The sequence below is a fragment of the Methylobacterium sp. D53M genome (assembly GCF_053345625.1).
The window spans coordinates 21,968-41,083 of sequence record NZ_JBKFAL010000036.1; the positions used below are offsets into that span (position 1 = coordinate 21,968).

General features: G+C 63.4%; 28 protein-coding genes. 19 read left to right on the plus strand and 9 right to left on the minus strand.

All coding sequences use genetic code 11. The annotated features are described in order from the left end of the window. Positions 1–10: 10 nt before the first annotated feature. Positions 11–241 (minus strand): DUF6894 family protein, encoded by a 231-nt coding sequence (locus ACLBYG_RS28810; protein ID WP_447683735.1) that lies wholly within the window; start codon positions 239–241, stop codon positions 11–13. A 159-nt stretch (positions 242–400) separates the two neighbouring features. Here ACLBYG_RS28810 and ACLBYG_RS28815 point away from each other — a divergent pair, with 159 nt between their 5' ends. Next, complete coding sequence (locus ACLBYG_RS28815; RefSeq protein ID WP_447683736.1) at positions 401–640, plus strand: hypothetical protein; 240 nt, start codon at positions 401–403, stop codon at positions 638–640. 58 nt (positions 641–698) lie between these two features. Here the strand turns inward: ACLBYG_RS28815 and ACLBYG_RS28820 are convergent, their stop codons facing one another. Continuing rightward, positions 699–1,085 carry a hypothetical protein gene (locus ACLBYG_RS28820; protein ID WP_447683737.1) on the minus strand — a complete coding sequence of 129 codons (387 nt, stop codon included), beginning with the start codon at positions 1,083–1,085 and terminating at the stop codon, positions 699–701. Between the two features lie 510 nt (positions 1,086–1,595). Here ACLBYG_RS28820 and ACLBYG_RS28825 point away from each other — a divergent pair. Next, a complete protein-coding gene (locus ACLBYG_RS28825; protein ID WP_447683738.1) occupies positions 1,596–1,940 on the plus strand; it encodes a response regulator in 345 nt (114 codons plus the stop codon). Between the two features lie 68 nt (positions 1,941–2,008). Here the strand turns inward: ACLBYG_RS28825 and ACLBYG_RS28830 are convergent, their stop codons facing one another. Continuing rightward, on the minus strand, positions 2,009–2,335 hold the full coding sequence (locus tag ACLBYG_RS28830; protein ID WP_447683739.1) for a hypothetical protein: 327 nt from the start codon (positions 2,333–2,335) through the stop codon (positions 2,009–2,011). 157 nt (positions 2,336–2,492) lie between these two features. Then, a complete protein-coding gene (locus ACLBYG_RS28835; protein WP_447683740.1) occupies positions 2,493–2,810 on the minus strand; it encodes a hypothetical protein in 318 nt (105 codons plus the stop codon). A 483-nt stretch (positions 2,811–3,293) separates the two neighbouring features. On the opposite strand from ACLBYG_RS28835, the gene ACLBYG_RS28840 reads away from it, so the two are divergent. The 3 genes from ACLBYG_RS28840 to ACLBYG_RS28850 all read left to right on the plus strand — a co-directional run bounded on the left by ACLBYG_RS28840 (position 3,294) and on the right by ACLBYG_RS28850 (position 5,285). Then, on the plus strand, positions 3,294–3,551 hold the full coding sequence (locus tag ACLBYG_RS28840) for a hypothetical protein (RefSeq protein WP_447683741.1): 258 nt from the start codon (positions 3,294–3,296) through the stop codon (positions 3,549–3,551). An 838-nt stretch (positions 3,552–4,389) separates the two neighbouring features. After that, a complete protein-coding gene (locus ACLBYG_RS28845; RefSeq protein WP_447683742.1) occupies positions 4,390–4,593 on the plus strand; it encodes a hypothetical protein in 204 nt (67 codons plus the stop codon). A gap of 299 nt (positions 4,594–4,892) precedes the next feature. Continuing rightward, complete coding sequence (locus ACLBYG_RS28850) at positions 4,893–5,285, plus strand: Panacea domain-containing protein (RefSeq protein WP_447683743.1); 393 nt, start codon at positions 4,893–4,895, stop codon at positions 5,283–5,285. Between the two features lie 359 nt (positions 5,286–5,644). On the opposite strand, the gene ACLBYG_RS28855 is transcribed toward ACLBYG_RS28850, so the two are convergent. From ACLBYG_RS28855 to ACLBYG_RS28865, 3 genes are all read right to left on the minus strand, one after another. Then, positions 5,645–6,007, minus strand: coding sequence for an excisionase (locus tag ACLBYG_RS28855; RefSeq protein ID WP_447683744.1), 363 nt, complete (start codon positions 6,005–6,007; stop codon positions 5,645–5,647). 147 nt (positions 6,008–6,154) lie between these two features. Then, positions 6,155–6,544 carry a hypothetical protein gene (locus tag ACLBYG_RS28860; protein WP_447683745.1) on the minus strand — a complete coding sequence of 130 codons (390 nt, stop codon included), beginning with the start codon at positions 6,542–6,544 and terminating at the stop codon, positions 6,155–6,157. Continuing rightward, the gene (locus ACLBYG_RS28865; RefSeq protein ID WP_447683746.1) at positions 6,541–6,792 is read right to left on the minus strand and encodes a helix-turn-helix domain-containing protein; all 252 of its coding nucleotides are present in this window, start codon (positions 6,790–6,792) and stop codon (positions 6,541–6,543) included. The genes ACLBYG_RS28860 and ACLBYG_RS28865 overlap by 4 nt, the downstream gene beginning before the upstream one ends. Before the next feature lie 113 nt (positions 6,793–6,905). Between ACLBYG_RS28865 and ACLBYG_RS28870 the strand changes: the two genes are divergently transcribed. The 8 genes from ACLBYG_RS28870 (at position 6,906) to ACLBYG_RS28905 (ending at position 12,454) form a co-directional block, all read left to right on the plus strand. After that, positions 6,906–7,196 carry a hypothetical protein gene (locus ACLBYG_RS28870; protein WP_447683747.1) on the plus strand — a complete coding sequence of 97 codons (291 nt, stop codon included), beginning with the start codon at positions 6,906–6,908 and terminating at the stop codon, positions 7,194–7,196. 10 nt (positions 7,197–7,206) lie between these two features. After that, positions 7,207–7,632 (plus strand): hypothetical protein, encoded by a 426-nt coding sequence (locus ACLBYG_RS28875; RefSeq protein ID WP_447683748.1) that lies wholly within the window; start codon positions 7,207–7,209, stop codon positions 7,630–7,632. Then, positions 7,629–8,063: a penicillin-binding protein gene (locus ACLBYG_RS28880; RefSeq protein WP_447683749.1), complete on the plus strand. Its 435-nt coding sequence runs from the start codon at positions 7,629–7,631 to the stop codon at positions 8,061–8,063. Before ACLBYG_RS28875 ends, ACLBYG_RS28880 begins: the two co-directional genes overlap by 4 nt. An 83-nt stretch (positions 8,064–8,146) precedes the next feature. Beyond that, complete coding sequence (locus tag ACLBYG_RS28885) at positions 8,147–8,431, plus strand: hypothetical protein (protein WP_447683750.1); 285 nt, start codon at positions 8,147–8,149, stop codon at positions 8,429–8,431. A gap of 57 nt (positions 8,432–8,488) precedes the next feature. Next, entirely contained in the window at positions 8,489–9,667 is a 1,179-nt protein-coding gene (locus tag ACLBYG_RS28890; RefSeq protein WP_447683751.1) for a hypothetical protein, read from the plus strand. Between the two features lie 84 nt (positions 9,668–9,751). Beyond that, positions 9,752–10,159, plus strand: coding sequence for a hypothetical protein (locus ACLBYG_RS28895; RefSeq protein WP_447683752.1), 408 nt, complete (start codon positions 9,752–9,754; stop codon positions 10,157–10,159). Between the two features lie 158 nt (positions 10,160–10,317). After that, positions 10,318–11,559, plus strand: coding sequence for a Hint domain-containing protein (locus ACLBYG_RS28900; protein ID WP_447683753.1), 1,242 nt, complete (start codon positions 10,318–10,320; stop codon positions 11,557–11,559). 547 nt (positions 11,560–12,106) lie between these two features. Next, a complete protein-coding gene (locus ACLBYG_RS28905) occupies positions 12,107–12,454 on the plus strand; it encodes a hypothetical protein (protein WP_447683754.1) in 348 nt (115 codons plus the stop codon). A gap of 531 nt (positions 12,455–12,985) precedes the next feature. Here the strand turns inward: ACLBYG_RS28905 and ACLBYG_RS28910 are convergent. Then, positions 12,986–13,333 carry an HU family DNA-binding protein gene (locus ACLBYG_RS28910; RefSeq protein WP_447683755.1) on the minus strand — a complete coding sequence of 116 codons (348 nt, stop codon included), beginning with the start codon at positions 13,331–13,333 and terminating at the stop codon, positions 12,986–12,988. 427 nt (positions 13,334–13,760) lie between these two features. On the opposite strand from ACLBYG_RS28910, the gene ACLBYG_RS28915 reads away from it, so the two are divergent. The 3 genes from ACLBYG_RS28915 to ACLBYG_RS28925 all read left to right on the plus strand — a co-directional run bounded on the left by ACLBYG_RS28915 (position 13,761) and on the right by ACLBYG_RS28925 (position 15,101). Further along, on the plus strand, positions 13,761–14,324 hold the full coding sequence (locus ACLBYG_RS28915) for a MucR family transcriptional regulator (RefSeq protein WP_447683756.1): 564 nt from the start codon (positions 13,761–13,763) through the stop codon (positions 14,322–14,324). A gap of 233 nt (positions 14,325–14,557) precedes the next feature. After that, positions 14,558–14,788, plus strand: coding sequence for a DUF6894 family protein (locus tag ACLBYG_RS28920; protein WP_447683757.1), 231 nt, complete (start codon positions 14,558–14,560; stop codon positions 14,786–14,788). Positions 14,789–14,849: 61 nt separating this feature from the next. Beyond that, positions 14,850–15,101, plus strand: a complete 252-nt coding sequence (locus ACLBYG_RS28925; RefSeq protein WP_447683758.1) for a hypothetical protein — start codon at positions 14,850–14,852, stop codon at positions 15,099–15,101. A gap of 125 nt (positions 15,102–15,226) precedes the next feature. Here ACLBYG_RS28925 and ACLBYG_RS28930 read toward each other — a convergent pair whose 3' ends face one another. Next, positions 15,227–15,505 (minus strand): hypothetical protein, encoded by a 279-nt coding sequence (locus ACLBYG_RS28930; RefSeq protein WP_447683759.1) that lies wholly within the window; start codon positions 15,503–15,505, stop codon positions 15,227–15,229. A 236-nt stretch (positions 15,506–15,741) separates the two neighbouring features. On the opposite strand from ACLBYG_RS28930, the gene ACLBYG_RS28935 reads away from it, so the two are divergent. The 3 genes from ACLBYG_RS28935 (at position 15,742) to ACLBYG_RS28945 (ending at position 17,978) form a co-directional block, all read left to right on the plus strand. Then, on the plus strand, positions 15,742–16,062 hold the full coding sequence (locus tag ACLBYG_RS28935; protein WP_447683760.1) for a hypothetical protein: 321 nt from the start codon (positions 15,742–15,744) through the stop codon (positions 16,060–16,062). Between the two features lie 329 nt (positions 16,063–16,391). Continuing rightward, on the plus strand, positions 16,392–17,153 hold the full coding sequence (locus ACLBYG_RS28940) for a hypothetical protein (RefSeq protein ID WP_447683761.1): 762 nt from the start codon (positions 16,392–16,394) through the stop codon (positions 17,151–17,153). Between the two features lie 72 nt (positions 17,154–17,225). Then, positions 17,226–17,978: a sigma-70 family RNA polymerase sigma factor gene (locus ACLBYG_RS28945; RefSeq protein ID WP_447683762.1), complete on the plus strand. Its 753-nt coding sequence runs from the start codon at positions 17,226–17,228 to the stop codon at positions 17,976–17,978. Positions 17,979–19,116: the final 1,138 nt, after the last annotated feature.

The following is a 19,116-nucleotide window of genomic DNA, read 5'->3' on the forward strand; positions in this document are numbered from 1 at the left end:
AGCCGAGGGCCTACTGATCTGTGATGTAGAAGCTGGCTCGCGCCTGCATGACAAGGCGGCCGCGCTCGTCGAAGGCCTTAGCCGTGAACTCATTGACCCCGGTCATCTCGCCCTCGTCGCGGAGGATCGCCGTCAACGTTTGGCGAAGGAGATCTCGCAGGGCGCCAAGGTCTGGCACCTCGACCCCCTCTTCATCCATCACCTCGATATGGTCGTCCGTGCTGATGAAGTAGCGTGACAATCACGCCTCCGAACTCAGAGCCCCCTTTGCCGCAAACCCAAGCCGGCAGAGAGGGTTCGGTGGGTGACACAATGGGGATTGCGGCTAACCTTCCGCCAGTGGCAGATGCTTCGCCGCCCTCCCTGACGTCCGAGCCGGCACCCGATACACTGGCTGGCGATGTACAAGCTCCCACCTGGCAGCCTCTACCGGCTCCGCACGCTCGCTCAGACTGGAGCCCGCTTCTATCAGGTGAGCGGCTACATGCGCCGCATGGAGGTGCTTGGGCTAGTCATCGCCACCGGGCGGACGGATCCGGATACGAAGAACGTCGAGTACCGCATCACCGATGCCGGCCGAGCCGAGCTTGAGGAGCGTCACGGTCTATCGTCGTCCGGCTTGTCCGACGGCGAGGCGTGAGGGAACCCTGGGCCTAATCGCCTGTGTCGAGGTCGCCGGGGGCTCCGCAACGCTCGCGTCAGCGAGCCTTCCTGGCGAACTCCCATACCGGGATGCCCCATTGCTGTCCGACCTTGTTCCGGTAGCCGGTCAGCCGCTCGAACAGGATCCGCTGCACCTCAACGCCCTTCGCCGGCTCGCTCACCACCATCAGGACCCCGCAGTAGTCCACGCGGAGGGTGCCGTGCTCCGGATGTACCGCGAACAGCTCCGGCGCCGTCCAGCCGTGCCGGTGGGCCTCGGCTCCGAACTTCTCGCAGAAGGCGATGGCGTTCGTCCGGAGCGCCGCCCATCGAGCTGGGAGGAGATACCTGCAGGGGGAGGCGTGCTCTGACAGATCCTCGAGCGCGCTGCGCCATAGGGCGGCGGCATCGGGGAGCATGGTGGGTGCGAAACTAGAAGCCATCCCACGGGCTACGGCAGGCGTGGCCGTTGGACCATGCGGCCAGAAGCGGGGTTGCCCATCATGGGTTGGGACGGATCAGGCGCGCTCCTTGCCCTCGGATCGCTCCGCTTCCTGACGCGCTACACTGAGGACCCGGCGACGCCCCTGCGTGTCCGGTATCGCTGACCAAAGGCGCACGAGAGTGAGCAGGTCACCTGCCTCGCCTTCCGCGGGCGCCCCGAGGAACGCCTCAACCGGAACGTTGAGTTCACGGGCGAGCTGTTCCAGTGTCGCGAGAGTCCGAGAGGAGCGATCGTGAATGTTCATGCATGGTAACGTTATGAACCATAAGTGAAATACTGATTGCATGCGAGGTTGGAAATTGGCAACGCCCTCCGCTACTGGCCAACCGTGAGCTTACGTTGCTAAAGGCCGCCATAGCGGCAACCTGGAAGAAAATTTGCGGCAAAGCTGAAACGCGGTCTGACAATTCGCATTTGTCGATCTATGTCAGGATTGCGCCCCCTCGCCGTGCTCGCCGACGATGACGAATTCACTCGTCTCGTCACCGCCGACATGTTGACGGCGATGGGCTTCGAGGTGCTGGAGGCCGACCATGCCCAGGGTGCTCTCCAGCACTTGGAGGCGCACGCAGATGTCGCCCTCCTCTACACCGACGTGAACATGCCCGGTGTGATGGATGGCTGTGATCTTGCCCATGCTGCTGGCAAGCGCTGGCCTGAGACAAAGATAATCGTCTGCTCAGGTTGCAGTCGCGAGGAAGCAGCGCTCTTGCCGAACGCTGCCCATTTCATTGCGAAACCGTGCGGAGAAAGGCTGGTGCGTAGGGCGCTGCAAGCTCTGCGATTACATTGAGAGGAGGTCCCTAGCCAAGCGCGACTATTCGTTCGGCGCGGCAAGAACCGCCTCCTGAATGCAGGTCTTTACGGCCGCTGGTCTGCAATATGTCGTTCAACGAAAGCGCCGCCGAAAATGGCGAGCATGCCTTGCACCTCCAAGACCCGGATGCGCTGGCCCCGTGCAGCCGCCAATAGGTCCTGTCGCGCGATGGGGTCATTCGCACACGATGCGCAGCGGACTATCTCGTCGGCCAGTTGGTCGAGGGACTTCGCGCAAATGGACAAGGCGACGATCAGGTCCGTCACAGCGTCAGGCGTGGGAACCGGAAGCATCTCACCATCACCGTTCGCGTCAGGAAATTCGCGCTGATCCACGTCGAAGCCTTTGAAAACCAAGCCGGCTTGAAGCACGCTCAGCGTCAGTCGCGTGCAACTTAGATCAATTGCGCGCAATTTTGACGGGAGCCATCGCGAACGTGATGACGTGTGCAAGCGCGCGGTCCTCAGGCGGTTCGACCGTCTCAGTCCGTCCTGGCTGAAATCGGACGGACCGGCACTCCCCATCGCTCTACATCCTGGCAGGTCGGTCGGGATCCGCAGCATTCTGCTTGAGCAGCCGAGGGATGGAGTGCTCAGAGGCGAGGGGCGGTAGCGGCCCATCGTCCAGCCGCACCTGGTCGTGCCTCCGCTGCCAGTCCACGCAGTGGGTTATGCCGCTGATCTCGATAGCTCCCATCGAGAATGCGAGAGCCCCGGTGCCAACGGTGGCGGCGACGGCACCGAGCATGAGCCCTTCGATGACCGCCTCTCTTCGCACGGAGGCGCGCTCCCACTGCGCGGGCACGAACGCCTGTTCGGCGATGAGGATCAGGCAGGACCAAAGCATGGCAGTGACCTAAACGCCCGTCGTGGAGCCCGGCCCTCCATATCGCTCGCTCGTGAATGCCCTGCCCATATCCGGCAACATGCTCGCCACAACCGGACGGTATGGTCGCCGGTATGACCTTGCCAACCGCTCAAGCCCTCGGCGTCATGGCCTGCGCCGTGATCGCGTCCGCCATCTACCTGGCGAGCCTCGTGCACGGTGTCAGATCCGAGAGTAGCGGCCCACGCTAGGAGCGCGCGACTGCGACGGCGAGGCCGCACTGAGGCCAGGGGGTAGGCCATAGAGCTGCTCTGCCGTCGCTCGGCCCCCTCGACCGATCGCTACCGGCAGCGTGACCCAGCATAGTTAACGGGCCGTCAACGGGTGCTGCTCTGTTCGCGTCTGCCCATGACACATGGCCGGTTGCTGCCGGCGTTCTCGGCCATCCGCCTCGCTGTGTTCTGCGCCCGTTCTAGATCCTGTCCCGGGATCACAGGATGGGCTATGGCAAGGCGAGGGGGCTTCGTGCGGGCCGAGGAGGTCGCCTTCCTGGAGGACGTTCGGCGGTTGCGGCAGCAGTGCGTCCTGGTCCTCACCAGGGCCAAGCCGCAGGGGCCGCTCTACAACGCGACCTTGAAGGTGATCGAGGCCATCGACGATATCGCCGAGGTGGTGACCGGCGATCGGCGAACCTTCTACCAACGGGATGCGACGACGCCCGGTGAGGCCCTGCCGCCCGTGAAGTGGCGCACGGTGGAGTAGGCCATCTTCGGCCGGTTCAAGCGACAGGAACTTGCCAGGCCTAGCCGGCATCGCGCGCGGATCGCGCGGGATAGGGCAGGGCACCTCATAGCCCATCGCTGAACCGCGCCGCCAAGCTTCATGGCTAAAGACTAAGGCGCCCACTATGCTGGGTTGAGCGTCACTGGGATTGCGAACACACATTATCCGTCGAGTCAGCCCTGGAGATCTGACAATGACGGCGTGTTATGAATGCGGTTCGAAATTCATTCATCATAGTTATCGCAGAATGTATTGTTCTGAAGTTTGTCAAAATCGGAGAAATGCCAGGAGAAAATCGGAACAACGTCATAACGGTGTTCTGTCGCCGAGGCCGCTACATGAGAAGCGTTGCGAAAACTGTCAATCAGTTATGATAACGAAGGACCAATTTAAGAAATATTGTTCTCTGAAATGCAAGATAGTTTTGCGGGAGATGCGAGCAACTGCAGTCCGCTTAGAGAAGAATGCCGCTAACGGGACAATAAATCTTGACCGGCTACATCGCTGGCGGGGGCGCTGGACGCCCGAGGAATTAGCTGCCCTCCGCGCCGACCCCTTCTGCGTTCTCCCTAACCGCACCCTGCGAGCACAATGGAGGAAGTGCCACACCCTTGGCATTCCCCGCGATGACAGTCTGATCGCTAGGTACCGCCCATCGAAGGAGACTGAGCGCCGCTTGGCAGCCCGCAGAACCCCTGAGTTCAATCGAAAGGCATGGCACCGCGGGGCCTTCCGCCGACGCGTCCGGGCAGACCCAGAGCCAGCCCTAGCTGAGCTGCGTCAGCTCGCACGCGGCCACCAGCACGCCGAGGACCTGGTGATCGAGGGCTTCGCCACCATGCTCCGCCTCGCGATCCCTGCAGCCGAGGCGTTCAAGCTGGCCAAGGCCGAGGTCAATCGCACGTCGGCCCAGCCCTTCCGTGAGCAATCGTTCAACCCCGACATCGACTATGCGGCTCGGGAGACTGGGCGCCAGGTGGCCCGGGCCTCCGACATCAGGGCCGCGCGCGGGGAGGGATGATGGCGGCCCGAAACTCTATCGAAGCGCAGCCTCACCCAAAGGCGTCGAGGCCACGCAAGATAGGGCACCGCAGACGCGATGCGACATATCGCCCTTGCATCAGAACAAAACAAGAATATAACCATGAAAAACACCATATTGGGTTGACACGCTATGCGGCCACCTCGGCCAGTATGGCTGGAACAGGAGGGGCGCAGCGACGTAAAAGTTCTGCGCCTTGTCGCAAAATGGCAGCACGTCTTGACTCAGTCAGCAAATTCATTTGCGAGAGAGGCGGCTGGAATGTAACGAATTTACAGTTGCAGAAGCTGCTTTACTTGGCGCAGATGATCCATATGGGGCGCAACGAAGGTGAGCGTCTGGTAGACGCGAGCTTCGAAGCCTGGGATTATGGTCCGGTTGAGCCAGAACTATACGGCAAAGTTCGTATGTTTGGCTCAAAGCCAATTAGCAATGTCTTCTTTGAGGCTAGGCGCTTTAAAGAAGATGATGAGCGCCGCATTTTCCTTGAGGAAATATGCCGCGATCTTCTTCCAAAGAGGGCTGGTGAGTTAGTAGAGATCACTCACTGGGAAGGCGGAGCGTGGGCTAAGCATTATGTCCCGGGAGCCAGAGGCGTCACAATCCCAGACCGAGACATTGCCCGAGAGTACGGCGACCGTATCAGGGACGGGCACCTCAAGGACAACTAGCATAGTTCTTTCGAGGCGGGACCAAGGCCCCGCTTCGACAACCTCAGCGGTTTTAGAGTCGCAACTTCAGAATGAGCGCGCGGAAAGAAGGATCGAGAGATTTTTCTGGATCTTTGGACTTACTATTTCATTTGATGTTATTTTGGGAAAAACCATAGATAGTTCAGCTGGGATTGCTTTTATCAATATCTTGTTCCTGATATTTTTACTCGGTCTTGCCAATTGGCTAGAGGTTCCGTGGGTTGTTAGGCCCTTAGAAGCCCTTTTTGCAAGAATGTCTGCTTCATCAACGCAAGATAAAGAGACGGAGTAACTGGATAAAAACTTATTGATCTGATGTTATTTTAGGTCTCAAAACCTCACTTTTTTCGTTTGGCTGCGGCTCCAGTCTTGAGGCGCTCTATGGTCAGCATCAGGGCCGCCGAAGCGATCCGTGACTTCTCCTCATTGCTGGCTGCCGACGATCGCAGTGCTTGAGCTGAGGGCTTGGGCTCGACCTTCCGTCTGCAAAGCTCGCGCATGCGCTCGATCTCTGCGAGGGTGGTGAACTCCTTCCCCGCCGTGAGTTCTGTTACCAGGCGCCCGGCGTCGCGCTCTCTCCGAAGGCCGCTCGCCGTCATAGAGCCGTCAGGATAGGCGAGGGCGGCCGCTACAGCGAGGCGCAGCGGCGTGTCGTCGGTGACCTCCGATCGATCGGGGATGTGGAGGGGACGCTTCGCCATGCGCCTTTATAGCGCCGGCAAGGATCAACCCTCGCGCTTCGGGAAGCGCTTATCGTACGCGCGCGAGGCCAGCGCGAGGTAGCTGAGGCCGCTGCCGATCACGAGGCCAGCCATCAGCAGGAGTTGAGCGGTCGCGGTCATCGCATATCACTCGCTCTTCATGAACCGTAGCCCGACGTGGCCCGCGAGGGGCAGCGCCAGACCGACTCCGACCCACCAGACCTTATCTGGATCTGGGATCGTATGCTGCCCAATGTAAGGCACGATGAACGCTGCGCCAATGATTGCGGCCCCAACCGTGTTGCAGAAGGAGCCGAGGAGCTTGATGTGCTCGTTCAGCTTCTTCGCTTCCAGCTTCCGGAACGCCTCATCGCTCGCGAGCCGCTGGCGTCGGACACGCACCAACCGACCAGCGTTGTAGAACGCTACGGATGCGAGAGAGCCGATCAGACTGCCGGCAACCGCGAAGAGGATGTTCCAGTAGTACGGCGAAGCCTCTGCCACCGCGCCTACGCTGCTCGCAGCAAGCCCCGTCACGCCTTCCGCTCCCGGAACCGGATCCCGGCCCCGCCCCCGTTCTCTGGGATGAACTCCAGGCCGGCAGCCTCAAACGCCTCGACCAATGCGCGGTTGTTCATCGTCGTGAGGCGGGCGCTTTCCTCCCGGCGCTCGAACGCTCCGATGGTGGATTTCGATACGCCAGACGCCTCTGCGAGGTTTGCCTGCTCCCAGCCAAGGAACGAGCGCCCGGCGCGGCACAGGCGGGGAGACAGCGAAGCGACCACGGATCCAACCTCATTCAGCAACCAGATTGTATCTGAGGCACAAGGCTGTTGACAAGAAACATCCTTGTCTTCTAGATTGCGTCTCAGGCACAAGGTTGCCTCTGAGGCCGCAAATGCCCCACCGCACCGTCTCCTGGAACCGCATCTCCCGCTCGCTGTACGACAGCCGGCCTGCCATCCCCGCCGGCATGCTTGGCGCCCGCGCGCTGATCCAGCTCGGCGCCCGCACCCGCCCCCTCGTCGTCGCCGGCCGCTACGACCGCGCCGCCATCATGGCAGCCGCCTGCAAGGCTGCCTCCGGCATCCAGGAGCGCTGCGGCGTCTCCCGCGCCGAGGCCATGTCGTCCGCCCTTAAGGCCACATGGCAGGTCGCCAAGGCCGCCCACCGCGCCGCCGTCCACTGAGGCTCCGCTGATGTCCGCACGCATCAACCGCCGCGCGCTGGCCGCCGGTCTCCTTGTCGCCACGACTGCTCCCGCGGCCGCCGTTGCTCCCGCCCTTCGCGGCGACGACACCGCCCGGCTGCCCAACCACGCCGCGTTCTGGTCCCGCCTGCCGCTCCCGTTCTCCCTGACGGATGCGTGGCACATGCTGTCGCCCGCCACACAGGCCGAGATCGGCGGCGCGGTGCTCGGCATGGCCCTGGCGAACTACGTCTATGGCGACGGGCGCGCTGACGCCGACCAGTTCAAGGACGAGGGTCTGCGGTCCGTCGCGTCCGACGTGGCCGATGACCTCCTCAATCGGATTGATGACCGGCTTTGGGTGCTGCTGCCCGACCTGTACGGCCCCGACGGCGATCATCCGCGCTGGGCTCTCGACAGCGGGCTCGCGTCGTGACCGCGCCTCTCACCCGCCGCTCCGCGCTTGCCGCGACCATGGCGCTCGCCGCCTACCGCGCGATCCCCGCTGCCGCCGATCCGTTCCCGGCCGCGATCCGCCGGGCTCAGGCCGCAGACGCCGCCTGCCGCGAGGCCGGACGCTTCGCTCGCGAGATACAGGCTGCTGGCTTGGCGTGCCCCGCAGGCTGGCCCGCCTACCGGATCTGCCTGCGCGAGGCCCGCACCACCGCGCGGTTCGAGCTTCACGCCCTGACGCCCTCAACGCCTGAGGCCGCCGCCGCGCTCGTCACCTACTACCGCGACCGCGCCGAGGTGTCCGGCGATCCCGCCGCCTTCCGAGCGGCCCGCCGGCGGCTCCGCAAGGTCTCTCAGCGCCCCGGCGCTGCGGCCCTCGACATCACGCTGCTAGCCCGCGCCGCGCCCAGCTAGCCGCCTGACCAACCCGACGCCTCGCGTCGGCTTCCCTCGCCACCACCGACCCACCGCCACGAGCCCCACCGGGAGCCCGAACGATGACGCACGCCCGCATCCCGAATTTCTCGCAGCCCGTCCCGGTCCGCAGCGCTGCTGCGGTTCCTGCAGCGCGCCGCCGCCTCCCGGTCGACGGCCGGTTCATGAACATCCCGAACGAGCCCCTGCCGGGCGAGCTAGACGCCCGGGTGATCGTCGAGGCGATCCGCCCCGAGACCCCGCGCGCCCGCGGCTTCCGCTTCCTCGACGTCGCCGGCGAGTTGCTGGCCGCGATCGCCATCATCGGCGGCGGCATGGTCCTCACCGGCCTCGCCTCCCTGCTCTGAACCCAACCCGGACCGAGCGGGCCGGTCGCCCGCGCCCTCACCCTCGAGGATCCCGCGATGTCCCTGAGCACGTCCCTCAAGAAGCTGATCCGTCGCGATCCTGCCGCCAGCCTGCGCGAGCGTGCCGCCGAGCTGCAGGCCCGCATCTCGGTCATGAAGCCGGCGGCCGAACCTCAGGCCGAGGCGCTGCCGTCTCACGCCGAGCAAGTCGCCCAGGCCGGCGGCACTGGTGATGTGCTGGCCGCCTGCGGCATCGACCACCGCGACGGTACGGTCTCCTATGCCGATGCCACCGGCAAGGTCGTGCGCCGGCCCATGGCACACTGGATCGCGTTCACCGCCCTGCAGATGCACACCCATGTGCAGCAGGAGATTGGCCGGCGCCGCATAATCGAGGCTGGCGACCTGACGGCCGAGGAGCACGCCGCGTGGGAGGCTCGGATCCGGCGCGAGCTGCGCAGCGACGCAGTGCATGCTCTCACATTCCGGTCTGACCGCGCGTTCGAGGCTGCCCAGGCTCTCCGGACGAGCGCCGAGCCCGCCACGCAGGCGCTGCGCGAGCAGAGCGATGCCGAACTGGTGGCTCTCGCCCCCGCTTGGGAAGCCGCCGCGGACCTTCTGGAGCAGCAGACGGACGAGGAGGCTTGGGCCGAGGTCGGAGCGGCCCTATTCCGGATCGAAGAGCAGATCGCGGATCTGCCGGCCGCATCGCTGGCCGGGCTGAAGCTCAAGGCCCGCGTCGCCCAGCGCAGCGACGACATCGGCCAAGAGTGGGTTGTCGGGCTCGGCGAAGGCCTCGTGCGGGACATCCTGGCGTTCACAGCCGCCGCGGCGCGACAGCCTGCTGCGGCCACCCCCAGCCTCGTCGGCATGCTCGACCTCGCGTCTGCCACGATGAAGGAGCTGCGGGACATACAGGACATCGCCGAGCACGTCGGCGCCGCGGCCTACGCCTACACCTGGGGGCCTCGATGCCGTCGGCGCGAGAACCACTACGGAGCAACGGAGCACAACGACCTCGGCAGACTGATGCTCTGGCTCGGCGATGCCCTGACGAGCGTAGAGAGCGCGGTCGACAAGGAGGCGGCACGCCGAAGGCCGGCTAGTCCGGTCGACCGCGAGATCCGGCTGATGCTGCGCGCCCGCCCGATCATCGACAACGGCGACCCGGACGAGATCGCGGTGTTCGCTGGCGAGCTGCTGGCCCACGCCTCGGCCGAGTTGGCGGGCCGCTGACCGCCCCTTCCTTCCGTAGCCGTGCGTACCGCCCCGGCCGGATCCTGCCGGGCCTTTTCGCTTCACACCCCGAGACCTGACCCCATGGGCGACGTGCTCCAGTTCACCCCGCGTCCGAAACAGGCCGCTCCCGAGGCCCTGCCACCGCTAGCCGGCGCCGACCTACGTGCCAGCCTGGAGGAGGCGGCACAGACCGCCCTGGACGCCGCGGACCGCATCATCGCTGTGCTCGACCGCCTCGACAGGGATCCTGATCTTGAGGACGGGGCCGACGCGGAGCCCTCACTGGCGGCTCCTGAGAACCATGAGGGCAGCCAGGTCGTCTACATGCGAGGCGGGGACCATGACCGCGAGCACGAGTCGGCCGAGAAGGTGCTGCCGGAGGTGCCGGTCGATCCGCAGTCGGCGGCCGAAATCCTGCCCTGGCGCGGTCGTGGCAATGTCATCGCCGCCGCAGGCTTGGTGCTCCTCGACATGCTTGAGCGCGCATAATGCCAATTAGGCCACACTGCCGAACATTATCTATGTATGGTTGGACGAAGCGGACAAATCTATAGACTCGCTTCGTTGGTAAAGCGATCATGGCTTGGAGTGTATCAGCTGTATGTTTTATCTCGAAACTGACAAAAAATTAGCTTTGGGGGTAGGATATGGACTATCTCAATCTATACAACGCAACAAATTCGAATTTGTTTTTTGAAGTAAAACGAAGTGGGGAGCTAATCGCGCAAATTAATCTACGGTCAGACGGTGTGGCTCGTTTCCGACCGCCCAGTGCCGACGCCGGCCCTATACCCCCTCAAGATTATCAAATTGATGTTCTATTGCCCGCGGCAAATGGGATCAACCCAGGACAAAATATCGGTAGCGTTGAGCTGGGCTCTATAAGTAACAGGCTATTGACAGTTGAACAAGTTTTACCTGGGAGGTATTCCCTTTCAGTAACTACGGTAGCCGATACTACATTAGCCGCCAGCTCTAATGCTGGAGTCCCTTGCTACGTCAGTGGCACGCGCATTCTCACCGTTTTAGGTGTCGTTGCTGTAGAGGCCTTGGCTATCGGCGATGTGATTGTGACTGCTTCCGGTCAGTGCCGTCCGATCCGCTGGATTGGCAGCCGGAGCTATCGCGGTCTCGCCGCCCCGCAGGCCGACCGACCAGTGCGCATCAAGGCAGGTGCGCTCAGCGATGGCGTGCCCTCCCGAGACTTGCTCGTCTCACCCGATCACGCCCTGATGGTCGACGGCCTGTTCGTGGCGGCTGGCCATCTGGTCAACGGCACCTCGATCACTCGCGGCGAGGCCGTAGCGGATCTTACCTACTGGCACGTCGAACTCGATAGTCACGACCTCCTGGTCGCCGAGAACACTCCGGCCGAGAGCTTCCTAGCTGCCCCGGGCGTGCGCGTGGGCTTTGATGGTGTCCAAGCCCTTGATGCGGGCACAGCACCCGGGCCCTACGCTCCGCGCACCGAACTCGGCTCGGAACTCGCCGCGCTGCGCGGGCGCTTGGCCCGTCGCGCCATCTCATCGAGCGACTCTGCCGACCTGGGCCCCGTGCGGGCGTGGCTGGACCGATGCGTGGTCGGAGCTGACGGTCTGCTGCATGTGGGGGGCTGGGCGCAGAACACGGCGCAGCCCGATGTTCCGGTTTGCCTGGACGTGATGGTGGATGGGGCTGTGGTGGCGTTCACCGTGGCCAGCGAGTACCGCGCGGACCTTGCCACGGCCGGCATCGGTGACGGCCGGATCGGCTTCGATCTCGGACTGGGCGTACCGCTGGCCTCTGGCGTGCCGCACATCGTCGAGGTGCGCCGCTCGGCCGACGGCATTCTAGTGTGCGCCAAGCAGATCGACGCGGCGGGGGCGTGGACGGCTTTGCTGGCGGCGTAAGCCACCTCCCCGACACATGGCATCCACGCCCGCCCTTCGGTAAGGGGGACGAACGTCGGGGCGGCCGTGGCGGTCGAGAGGAGGCTCGACGTCGAGCCGACGCAAGAATTATGCATCCACGCCCGCTCGCTAGAGAATTGAGGGGGTCACCAGGTCACGGGCGTGGAGGTCGATTACAGTCGACTTCCGCACTCTGGCACCACTCAGGCAAGCTGAATGTAACGTTTTGTAACATCGGATGCCGCTCGCGACTTTGTGAGGACGGCAGCGGGCGATATTGAGCAATCCGGCGAGATTGAAATGTGCCAGACCGTAAAGCGTGGTGCGTGCTGCCATGCATGTACTCAAGCGCGGCGGCCCTCTGCCCGTCTTGATGCAGGCCGACCGGTCCTCTTGCTGACCGCCCGACGGTGGGTAGGGCCCATGAGGTGATAAGCGGCCTACTCGGCACACTAAATTTGCCAGAAATTGCACAGGTTCGGGGCATGATGCGAAGGTCGGATCGCCGCTTAACTGATGCTGAAAATTCGATTTCCGAGGGTGAGGGATGCCCGATCGCGATGACCAATCCGCTGAATACAAACTTGAGACTCTGGCGCTGATCACGTCCCAGCAAGCTGCTATTATGAGAAAAATGTCGGATCAGCTTCGTGTATTGTTCGCCGTCAATACTGTTCTGGTCGGCGCACTCCGCGGTCAGGTCGATATCGAAAGAGTTCGAGCGCGGACGCTGGAGGCTTTCACTGATCAGGAAGCGGATGGTGACGTCATAACATTGATCAATGCAATGCTCGGACCGGTTAGTGTGGCGGCGGTGCCGCCGTCCGAGAGTATGCTACGCGACCAAATCAAAGACGTGATGCGCGCGCGGTGGACCGTGATTAAAGGTGGATAGCCGGGCGAACGATAGGCGTCGGCGAGTTGGTCAAGGATTTACAGATACCCATTGACCTGAAAGCTGCAGGCTCGGTAACCTAACTACCGCGGAGTACTAGCTCGCGTTGGACTTCCTCCTTAGTGTGCTTGGTGAGAGCACGGCACACGGCCTTTCGGTGCAGACTGTCATCTGTATGGCCGGCGAAAGGGCGGGCGGATTGCCAACGGTCGCGAATTGCTGCGTGGACTACGCCGCCGAATGCGAGCACCGGCTTTATCAATGGCTCGTCCAAGACCTCCTTCGGCTTCTCCCTGCGCCGCTTTGAGGCGCGTTGCCGGAAGACCTGCTCCAAACGAGCAGTCTTTCCGCTTGTCGATGTTCGATTGGACAACGAGCGCTCCAGGATGCTTATCAGACGCCTGTGCAATCGCAGGCGTCTAAACCGTTGGCCTCCCTGGTCGGCTCCGTTTGAAAGAGCTCGCAGCGCTCGATATACGCAAAATTTCTGGCCGTCTATTTTCAGAGTGACATATTGCACAGATATGTTTCTTAGTATTGCTTTATGGAAACTTCCGTAGCGATACGGTCATTTATGCCCTCCGGTACCGTCGGTCGGGCATTAGATTTGAGCCGAGCCGTCATTGCCTTGCTTGGCTTAAACCGAACAGCAGTCCGGGGAGGCACCTCTACCGCAGCCTGGTTGCGCGGGTTGCGGACGATCCGGCCCGGTTGCTGGCGAACTTCGAACACGCCGAAGCCACGCAACTCCAAACGGTCGCCGCGGGCCATAGCGGTGGCCATCGTGTCGAGGATTGCATCGATCACCTGCTCGGCCTCCCATAAGTAGAGATGCGGGTTTTGCGCTGCGATGCGGGCGATGAGCTCGGAACGGATCATGCGCTAGGATTGTAGCCTCATTTATCGGACCGCAATCAGGCGACAGTAGTGGCCGGCTGAGCCGCGTTGCGTATCGGCTCGCGCTGGTGGGGTCGGTGGCTTCTCTGTCCTGACAGCGGATAGGGGCGGGGTCGCGCGGACGGTTCAGACCAGCGATAGCGTCTGCTCAGTCTTCGGCTCCCGCCAGCGATGGCACGAACGAGAGCGGCGACAGCTGTGCGTCCGGCGATCCCGCATTCTTAGCCCAGTCTTCTCCGAGCGCCTGGCTGGCTGCTCTCGCCCACTTCAACTGCGCGGGAAAACCAGCGCAGCAACTAGCTACCAAGCTACCAGATATCCAGTGTTGTCGGTGAATTTCACATAGATACGTCTTGACTAGGAATTGATGTTGCTGCGTGGGTCTCAGCCACATACGCAGGAGGCATCATTGGACGACGCTACATCAACCTCGGCTCTGGATCTGAGCAACCTTATCGAGCTAACGGCCGACATCGTGGCCGCTTACGTGTCGAACAATTCCGTGCCTGTCTCCGAGATGCCGGCGCTTCTGTCCGCGATCCACGGCGCGCTGAACGGGTTGAGCAGCCCTGCTGCTCCGGTTGAGGCGAAGGTCGACCGTGCCACCCCGGCCCAGATCCGGAGGTCGATCACGCACGACGCGCTGATAAGCTTCGAAGACGGCCGGCCGTACAAGACCCTGAAGCGCCACCTCAAAGGTGTGGGTCTCACCCCGGACGAGTACCGGGCGAAGTGGGGCCTGCCGGTCGACTACCCGATGACCGCCCCGAGCTACTCCGAGATGCGCTCGGCCTTGGCGAAGAACACTGGCCTCGGCAACCTGCGCCGGAACGCAGCCCCGAAGGCCGCCGCCGACGAGACGGTTGCGGAGGTGCCCAAGGCCACTGGCCGGAAAAAGGCGACCGAGACTGCCGGGGCGTCAGCGAAGAAGCCCACCCGCGCCCGCAAGTCGAAGGCTGCAGCGGCGGAGTGAGAGTGGCGGGCATTAGTTCATAGCCCGCGTGCTATCCCTCTACCTGGGCACCCGTCTCAACAGCCGGCGCCAAGCTGGAGGCTCCGCGTTGACTCTACGACCTCTGGCGAAAAGCCCGCTCGGTTCGCCGGCGCGGGCTTTTTCGTGCGCGCATCGCCCCTTCGGCAGCCGAGAACCATCATCGGGGGGGGGGCGTCGTTATCGCATGGGGAACCCGCAGCGTGGAGGCGGGCGTGTCACGCTATTTCATTAGCACGGCCAACGGTACCGAAGTCGAGGACGACGAGGGCGTCGAGCTGTCTAGCCGCGGGGCATTACGCACCATGCTTCGGCAGACGCTTACCGCGATGCTCCACGACGAAGGCGCGATCGATGGAGCGACCGAATGCAGTGCCCGGGCCTACGACGCGGAAGGCAAGCTCGTGATGCAGGCGCGGGCCAGCATCGACATCACGGATCAGTAGGGCGCTCAGCTCACACGCTGTCGAGGTCGACAGGATTTATGGTTCGGCGACCTTCTCGCACATGGCGTTGCCTTGCTTCGTTGCCAAGGCGGGTCCAGCCGGCATCGAAGCGTTCGTAGAGTCGAGCGACGACGCCGAGTATGAAGTCCAGCGACGCTCCGAACAGCGCTACGGTACCTACAAAAGCCGAGATGCACAGACGGCCGACCCAAGCGATAACGCGGCCAATCCAACGGAACATGCGCATGAAGCCTGCAGGCTAGAAACGCGGCCGCAAGCCGCCCAGCCGATGACGCAGGAGCTGGAGTTTTGATCCTAGGGCTGGGTGCGACCGAATGGCGACATAGCCTTGCCGTTTCGATAGCAAGACGTCAGCAGTGAGATCAGGCGCTACCCCGCCCCGTGAGCAGGTCAGGGCCGGACCGAGTCGCCGACGGATTACGGCGGGGTCGGGCAGGCGGCCATGATCGCGACGGCCAGCGCATTGCGGAACGTCTTCTCCTGCGGGCCGGCGCGCTCAACCCGCACCAAGGCAGGCGTCGCATCCACGATGCCCGCTAGGTCCAAGCTGTGGCCGCTCGGGAAGAGGTAGGGGCCGGCGTCTGGATCCAGCATGTAGGCGTCGATCGCGGCGACGATTTCCCGGCTGCCGATGACGCCTGCTTTGCGCAGGTCCGCGAGGGTCGAGGGTCCGGACGGCATGGTGGCGCTAATCATCCCCGCAGTTGCCTCTCACCGGATCTGCTCACCCCGTGAGTCCACCCGGCCAACCCCTATAAGATACCAAGACCGAAACCGGACGTGCTCACCGGGTTTTCGAGAACGGGCAACGGACCCCGCGCGGCACCTATAGCTTGGCTGTGGCGGAGTACGTACCCACACGATTTTCTATTTCGGCTTGCATCGTTCGGGTGATGATCCCTCAGCACAGGCGAACAGAGGAGCCCTGTGCGATGGACTGGCACGATCAGCAGGACCTGGCGAAGTACCGGCGCCGGAAGCGAAAGCAGCGGGAGTACCAGCAGGGCTACCGGGAGCGGCTGAAGGAGGCCAAGACGCCCGAACGCGACGACATCGCGGCCGAGCTGATGCGGGCCTACCTTGCCACCGTGGCTGTCGATCACGGCAAGGTCGCAGAGCTGAGCCGGGCGCTTTTCAATGGCCTCGAGGGCCGCGGCTACGACCGGGTCGCTTCGGTCCAGCAGGTGAAAGCGATGGCCCGGCGGGTCCAGGCGAAACTCCGTAGTCAAGGCGGAGCGGCAGCCGCGGGCTAGGCGCGGCGTTGGCACTTGCTGCCCGCCACACCTCTCAACGTTGACTTAACCGTGCGCCCCGGCCGACATGGGCGGTCACGGCCGTGCTCGCCTCGGCGAGTCGTGAGCCGGCCATTCAGGAGACCATCGCCGCGAGATAGACCCTGAAAAGCCAACGGCCCCCCAGTCGCCAAACTGGAGGGCCGTCGAAAACCTGGGGCCTTGTGAGGCCGGAAGCGGTTCCCCTCACAAGCCATGATCTCCCGCTGGGAGTCAAGCGAAAGCGCCAACTTTCGCACCGGGGAAGCTTTGCCTGGACCCTAGCCGCGGCCCGTGAGGGACCGGGACCGATGTTTCACGCCACCATGCGGTCGGCCATCGACGGCGCGCGCACGCTTGCGCAGCTCGACAGCCTGTCGCGCACCATCTGGCAGGCCCACACCGCCGAGACCGTCACCGACTCAGAGGCGCAGGGGCTCGCCGAGGTGCTGCACAACCGCAGGGCCGCGATCCGCGAGGCCGTGGTGCCTGTCGGCATTCCGCTCGGCCGTGTGACGCTGTTCCCGCCGAAGCGCCTCCAGCGGGCTCCTGAGCGGTCCGTGGCGATCGAGCGCCGTCGCCGTCTCGCCTGCTCCGGCCCGATGCCGCCAGCTCTCGCCAGCAGGTTCACCACCGGGCAGCTCGCGGTGCTGCGCGTCGTAGGGGACGAGATGGCCCGGCAGGGCGCCTGCGGGCTCTGCATCGATGCCATCGCGGCGCGGGCGGGCGTCTGCCGACGGCTGGCTCAGGCGGCGATCCGCCTGGCCGAGGGCGACGGCCTGCTGACCATCCAGGAGCGCCGGCATCAAGGCCGGAAATCCGATCCGAACGTGCTCCGGATCATCAGCCGGGAGTGGCTGCAGTGGCTCCGGAGGGGAGGTCGATCCGCGGCCCCAGCGCTGCTGGGCAGCATAGGGTGCAAAACGGTGCACCCCACGGATAAGGGAGATCCACAAAGGCAGGTTGTGGATACGACACCGAAGAAGGGCTGCCGAGGGGCAGCGGTCGACCTCGACGGATCAGCCACACCGAGAATTCGCGCGGTTGGTCGCACTGACCGAGCTATGCGGTAAGGGTATGTAGGCGGCCGATCTATCGAACGGACGGCGCAGGTCGATGATGTATGCCTTCCCTTGGCGCCTACGATGAGCACGAGTCCGGAAGCACCATCGCAGCTGGCTGCGGATCCCGAGGAAGCCGTCCAGGTCGTACTCCCTGAACAGATCCGGAGACGGCTGGGCAGCCTGCTAGCGGCGGCCTACGCGCAGGAGGATGCCGAACTGGATGCGGCGGCACACTTCGCCGACGTCCTGGCCAAGCTCGATATGGCGCTCGGAAAGGCGCGCAGCCGCGACGAAGCTGACTTCCAGAAGCAGCTTCTCGCGGTGGGGCCAAGCCTGCGCAGGTTCGCCATATCCCTCACACACGATGTGACGGAGGCCGATGATCTCGTGCAGGAGACGCTTCTGCGGGGCTGGAGGAACCGAGCGCACTTCCAGCACGGTACGAACTTGGAGGCCTGGACCTTCACGATCCTCCGCAACCACTTCTACTCCGAACGTCGCAAGCGCCGGGAGGTGCAGGACGACGACGGTAGCTACGCTGCCCGCCTAGTCACGCTTCCTGATCAAGGAGGTCGTCTGGAATTACAGGACGTCCAGGCCGCCCTCGGCCGGATCCCCGAAGTCATGCGCGAAGCACTGATGCTCGTGACGGTGTCGGACCTGCCCTACGAGAAGGTTGCGGAAATCATGGGATGCCAGATCGGCACCGTGAAGAGCCGCGTCTGGCGTGCCCGAGATCTGCTCGCGCGTGCCCTCGGCTACGCCGGTGCCGAAATCGGAACTGACAGCGTGATGCTGTCAGCGCTCGCCGGAACGAGCGAGGCCCGTAAGTGAGTCTGGGTCGGTGCCGCGCGTGCGCGGCAGAGCCAAGGACCTCGCACACTGAGATCCAGGAGCGCACAGCAAAGCCCAGCATCAAACCCGCAATTGGGACCAAGTCGTTCGAAACGTCAGTAGCTTCATCCGTAGCCGCGTCGTGACGACGAGAAGGAAGGATCACCAAGATCTGGCGCACGATGTGACCAAATCGGTGCGCCAATCTCGTCGAGTAGCACGGCTACACTCAGAGTCATGCCTGGCGTCGCGCAGCGGTACATCTTAGCCAACTTGATCGCCTCGTCGGGATTGTCTGCCGCGAGGGCTACCTCGTCGAAGGCGGCTCCCGCGTGCCCTGTCTTGAAGCGCAGGACGCATTTGAGGCGGTAGATCGGCACGGCCTCGCTGCCAGATGCACAAATTACGGGCGGTACCGTCCAGGAGGGTTGACAATCTCGTTAGCCCAGACAGGTTCTGGACAACAACCTGTGTATCAATCAGGGAGCAAAGATGCCCGCTGATCCTCCTCAGGGGCGCGTAACCTTTCGAGGCCGCGGCCTTGCCTTTGCGCACGGCTCGAAGCTAGTACTAAAAATCTGTCCGGAGTGCTCCCAATGGAACGCGCCTAGGGCTGCTGATCTAGGTCAATGTGGGTGGTGCTCTTACACTCCATCCTGCGATGAAATTGAACCAGTACTATGCGATAGGTCTTTGGAGACTGTCGGGTAGCCATCAGCGGCGATAGATGTAAGCCCCACCTAGCGCTCGCGCTCATCGGTCGGCAGACCGAGTAACCGACACCCACGACAGCGGGCCAAGAACGCGGTACCCTATTGAGAGCGCTACCTGGCAGAGGAGGGCCTGAATGCCGGCCCGCTTCTATACCGTGTTCCGCCGCCGCTTTGAGCCTGCGATCCGATGCGCAATCGTTCATGGCAGACCTGTGCCGTCCTTTATCCAAGCCGCTGATTGGGAGTTCGTCGGAACCGTGCGACCCACGGAGCCGCCGCCAGCCGGCTTCCGCCATGCGCGTGCGGAGGACGCAACGCGGTTCATCGGCTACTTCGTGTTTTACGCCGAGAGTCCTGTAAGGCAGTAGGTGACGGAACGCCCAGATGGGCACGCACGGGCCGATAGGGTCCTCCGATCGCCCGGC

Excerpts from the sequence above, each read along its gene's own strand:
- ACLBYG_RS28815 (WP_447683736.1), top strand. The coding sequence starts at position 401 with ATGTACAAGCTCCCACCTGGCAGCCTCTACCGGCTCCGCACGCTCGCT.
- ACLBYG_RS28820 (WP_447683737.1), bottom strand. The coding sequence starts at position 1,085 with ATGGCTTCTAGTTTCGCACCCACCATGCTCCCCGATGCCGCCGCCCTA.
- ACLBYG_RS28835 (WP_447683740.1), bottom strand. The coding sequence starts at position 2,810 with ATGCTTTGGTCCTGCCTGATCCTCATCGCCGAACAGGCGTTCGTGCCC.
- ACLBYG_RS28840 (WP_447683741.1), top strand. The coding sequence starts at position 3,294 with ATGGCAAGGCGAGGGGGCTTCGTGCGGGCCGAGGAGGTCGCCTTCCTG.
- ACLBYG_RS28855 (WP_447683744.1), bottom strand. The coding sequence starts at position 6,007 with ATGGCGAAGCGTCCCCTCCACATCCCCGATCGATCGGAGGTCACCGAC.
- ACLBYG_RS28870 (WP_447683747.1), top strand. The coding sequence starts at position 6,906 with ATGCCCCACCGCACCGTCTCCTGGAACCGCATCTCCCGCTCGCTGTAC.
- ACLBYG_RS28875 (WP_447683748.1), top strand. The coding sequence starts at position 7,207 with ATGTCCGCACGCATCAACCGCCGCGCGCTGGCCGCCGGTCTCCTTGTC.
- ACLBYG_RS28885 (WP_447683750.1), top strand. The coding sequence starts at position 8,147 with ATGACGCACGCCCGCATCCCGAATTTCTCGCAGCCCGTCCCGGTCCGC.
- ACLBYG_RS28890 (WP_447683751.1), top strand. The coding sequence starts at position 8,489 with ATGTCCCTGAGCACGTCCCTCAAGAAGCTGATCCGTCGCGATCCTGCC.
- ACLBYG_RS28895 (WP_447683752.1), top strand. The coding sequence starts at position 9,752 with ATGGGCGACGTGCTCCAGTTCACCCCGCGTCCGAAACAGGCCGCTCCC.
- ACLBYG_RS28900 (WP_447683753.1), top strand. The coding sequence starts at position 10,318 with ATGGACTATCTCAATCTATACAACGCAACAAATTCGAATTTGTTTTTT.
- ACLBYG_RS28905 (WP_447683754.1), top strand. The coding sequence starts at position 12,107 with ATGCCCGATCGCGATGACCAATCCGCTGAATACAAACTTGAGACTCTG.
- ACLBYG_RS28910 (WP_447683755.1), bottom strand. The coding sequence starts at position 13,333 with ATGATCCGTTCCGAGCTCATCGCCCGCATCGCAGCGCAAAACCCGCAT.
- ACLBYG_RS28925 (WP_447683758.1), top strand. The coding sequence starts at position 14,850 with ATGGCGTTGCCTTGCTTCGTTGCCAAGGCGGGTCCAGCCGGCATCGAA.
- ACLBYG_RS28930 (WP_447683759.1), bottom strand. The coding sequence starts at position 15,505 with ATGATTAGCGCCACCATGCCGTCCGGACCCTCGACCCTCGCGGACCTG.
- ACLBYG_RS28935 (WP_447683760.1), top strand. The coding sequence starts at position 15,742 with ATGGACTGGCACGATCAGCAGGACCTGGCGAAGTACCGGCGCCGGAAG.
- ACLBYG_RS28940 (WP_447683761.1), top strand. The coding sequence starts at position 16,392 with ATGTTTCACGCCACCATGCGGTCGGCCATCGACGGCGCGCGCACGCTT.
- ACLBYG_RS28945 (WP_447683762.1), top strand. The coding sequence starts at position 17,226 with ATGAGCACGAGTCCGGAAGCACCATCGCAGCTGGCTGCGGATCCCGAG.